Below are 3,237 nucleotides of genomic sequence, written 5' to 3' on the forward strand. Positions count from 1 at the left end.
AAGACTTTTAGACTTTTTGTCAATCAAAAAGTACCAGGCATGGGAGTGATCAGGGGGAAAATTCAGGTACTTTTTCCCTGAAAATTAGGTAGTTGACCACCTGAAAATCGGTAAAACCCATCCCCCATCCCCCATCCCCCCACCCCCCACACCCCACCCCCCACCCCCCACCCCCCACCCCCCAACCCCCAACCCCCAACCCCCAACCCCCAACCCCCACCGAAAAACTTTTTCAGCAGACCCTAGATAACTTTTATTGATGAATATTGATCGCACTATCCAACTAGCTCATCAATTAGCGGACACTTCTGGAGAGATTATCCGGCGCTATTTTCGGCAGCCCCATCTAGAAACCGAGACAAAACTCGATCAAGTTTCCTCAATAGTAACAATCGCCGATCAAGAAGCTGAGGAGGCGATGGTGGCGATTATTCGGCGAGAATTACCCGAAGATGGGGTTATTCGCGAAGAAGGAGCCAATATTCCTGCCCAAAGTGGTCGTTATTGGGTGTTGGATCCGATCGATGGAACATCCTCTTTTGTCAAGGGATTACCGATTTTTGGGACTTTAATCGGCCTAGTGGCAGAAAATCAACCGATTTTAGGAATTGTCGATCAACCGATTTTAGGCGATCGCTGGTTAGGAGTGAAGGGAAAAGCGAGTCTTTATAATAACCGGATGATTGTTAATCCCTACCGTCAAGATCGGGAACTTGTCTTAAAAAATGCCTGTTTAGCCTCCACCACTCCCTTAATGTTTATCACAGAACGACAACAAGCGATCGCTCGTCAGCTGCAAACCGTCTGTAAACGTACCGCTTTTGGGGGTGATTGTTATAACTATATGATGTTAGCCACTGGCTGCACTGCCATGCCGATGGTAATCCTAGAATCAGACCTGAAATACTACGATTTTTGTGCTTTAATCCCGATTATTGAAGGTGCGGGCGGAATAATTAGCGATTGGTCAGGTAATCCCCTACAAGCTGATTCTAGCGAAGTTTTAGCCGTCTCTAATTCTGGTTTATGGCGGCAGGTTTTAGAACAAATCAACAGAGTGGGTTAGTGCCAATACTAAGATAATTAATCAACAGCTAACCCACCCCCGCGGCAATTAAACGGTGACTAATTGAGGTTGGGGACGTTTGCTGTTACGGATACCTTCGATCGCCGTCGCGTAATCGGGGGCATTAAATACCGCCGAACCTGCTACAATCGCATTAGCACCCGCTTCGAGAACTTGCCAAGTATTAGCCGGTTTTAAGCCGCCATCGACTTCAATCCAGGGATCCAAGCCTCTTTCATCGCACATTTGGCGTAATTGACGGATTTTGGGGACAACTTCCGGGATAAAACTCTGGCCACCAAAACCGGGGTTAACGCTCATAATTAAGACTAAATCGCACAAATGCAGCACATATTCGATTAAATCTAGGGGAGTGGAGGGATTTAATACCACACCCGCTTGTTTGCCGAGTTCGCGGATTTGGCAAAGAGTACGATGGAGGTGGGGAGAAGCATTATGTTCAGCGTGAACAGAAATAATGTCAGCACCCGCTTTCGCAAAGTCAGCCACATATTTTTCCGGTTCCACGATCATTAAATGCACATCTAAAGGTTTTTTCGTATAGGGACGAATAGCGGAGACAATCAGGGGTCCAATGGTGATATTCGGGACAAAACGACCATCCATCACATCAACGTGAATCCAATCGGCTCCTGCCTTATCCACAGCCTCGATATCGGCTCCTAATTTACTAAAATCCGCCGATAGGATCGAGGGAGAGACAACGATCGACTTCGAGCTTCCGTTTTGGGTCATGGCTAACTATAGAATTTCGTGTTTATATTTTCGTAACAATCTTATCAGTAATCAGTGATCAGTGATCACTAATCGGATTTGAGTTTTCAGTCGGGGTAATCCCACGGCATTTTGTATAAATTGTAACAGACAAAAACTTGTGATTGTTGTATGGCAATAACCGCTACTGACAATCAAGGATTTCTACTCTAAAATGAAAGATATTGCCATCCCTGTTAGGGAATTTCTTAGAAACTTGAGGTATATAAGTGTGACATAATCACCGTTTCGCATTTAACCTTCATAACCTGAAATATGAATATCATTGACGCTTTAAATCTCAAAAACCCCCAAGATTACCCTTCTAGAGAAGCCTATCAGCAAGACGTTGTCAAAGCGGTACAGGTCTTAATGCGTTTAGGTATTATGGACAATCCCTCGGCCGATTTAACCGGTTCCCTAGACTCTATCCTTGAGAAATTACAAGAGGATGAACTGGCTATCTACGGTAGAAAACGCAGTAAACAAGAAATTATCGCCGATTTAAAGCAAGTTAATAGTGAAATTGTCGAACTCGATCGAGAAATAGCTGACTTAGAATGGCAAATTGCCCTCAAAAAAGCTGAAATATCTGTTAATGAAGCATCTTAGGTTTTTTATCTTGATTCTGGTTCGTTTTCTCCAGACTGAGCGCAATAATCATCAAGACGGTTTTCCAGAAGCATCCTTAGCAATTTAATAATAATTAGGGCTACGATCGCTAAGGGGATATTGCTTCCAAAGGTAATTCCGATCACCCCTTCCACTATATCTGCTGTCGTTCTCGTCACTCTTCGATGATAAAAATGGCAAAATTTTGGCTTAAAAGTCGGTGATTCAGTAGCTGTCTCGGCAATTTCGGCCAGTCCTTTCAGTTTTTCTGGTGTATCGTAGGAAGTATATTCATTCTCTAGTTGTCTGCGCTGCTCTTCCAACTGACGACGACGCAGACGAGCAGACTCTAAACGGCGCTGAAAAGCTTCCAGTTCGTCTAATTCATTAAAATTTTTCATGGGCGATAACATTTTGGGGATTGATTTAAGAGCAGGGCTTTCGTTGTGTAGCAATTAGGGACTTGCGCTTTGATAATGTGCCATTTAGGGCTGGTCTGATTCTTCTACAGAGCGATTTTCTGGCTGGGATATTATTCCTACGCAAGTCCCTAAACCGAGTGCCGTTGGCCCAAGCATCGATAACCTGTTTAGCGTAGGGATTGGTGTCGGATAACTCGAATCTCCCTTGAGTTCTTTGGGCGTATTTTTGAGCATTTCGCATAATTCCGCCGTTTGTTGAGCGTTGAGGGGAAGGGGAGGGATACCTAATTTCGCTCGGTCGGCAACGTGCTGATGATACGCTTCTAACATAGGTCTATTGTCTCCTAGTCTTCACTTGTGACG

Annotated in this window: 4 protein-coding genes and 1 pseudogene; 2 read left to right on the top strand and 3 right to left on the bottom strand. The window is 44.5% G+C overall.

From position 1 onward, the window contains the following. Positions 1-259 precede the first annotated feature (259 nt). On the top strand, positions 260-1,066 hold the full coding sequence (gene hisN / locus IM322_RS04725; RefSeq protein ID WP_287675188.1) for a histidinol-phosphatase: 807 nt from the start codon (positions 260-262) through the stop codon (positions 1,064-1,066). Between the two features lie 48 nt (positions 1,067-1,114). Here hisN and rpe read toward each other — a convergent pair whose 3' ends face one another. Next, positions 1,115-1,822 carry a ribulose-phosphate 3-epimerase gene (gene rpe / locus IM322_RS04730; protein ID WP_287076083.1) on the bottom strand — a complete coding sequence of 236 codons (708 nt, stop codon included), beginning with the start codon at positions 1,820-1,822 and terminating at the stop codon, positions 1,115-1,117. Between the two features lie 294 nt (positions 1,823-2,116). Between rpe and IM322_RS04735 the strand changes: the two genes are divergently transcribed. Next, complete coding sequence (locus IM322_RS04735; RefSeq protein WP_287675189.1) at positions 2,117-2,452, top strand: hypothetical protein; 336 nt, start codon at positions 2,117-2,119, stop codon at positions 2,450-2,452. 5 nt (positions 2,453-2,457) lie between these two features. Here the strand turns inward: IM322_RS04735 and IM322_RS04740 are convergent, their stop codons facing one another. Together IM322_RS04740 and IM322_RS23650 are read right to left on the bottom strand one after the other, a co-directional pair. Continuing rightward, the gene (locus IM322_RS04740) at positions 2,458-2,853 is read right to left on the bottom strand and encodes a hypothetical protein (RefSeq protein WP_287675191.1); all 396 of its coding nucleotides are present in this window, start codon (positions 2,851-2,853) and stop codon (positions 2,458-2,460) included. Between the two features lie 219 nt (positions 2,854-3,072). Next, positions 3,073-3,204 (bottom strand): annotated as a pseudogene (locus IM322_RS23650) (aconitate B); the annotation flags it as partial. Between the last annotated feature and the right edge of the window lie 33 nt (positions 3,205-3,237).

It is taken from the genome of Microcystis sp. M109S1, from assembly GCF_020247025.1.
Taxonomy (GTDB): Bacteria; Cyanobacteriota; Cyanobacteriia; order Cyanobacteriales; family Microcystaceae; genus Microcystis.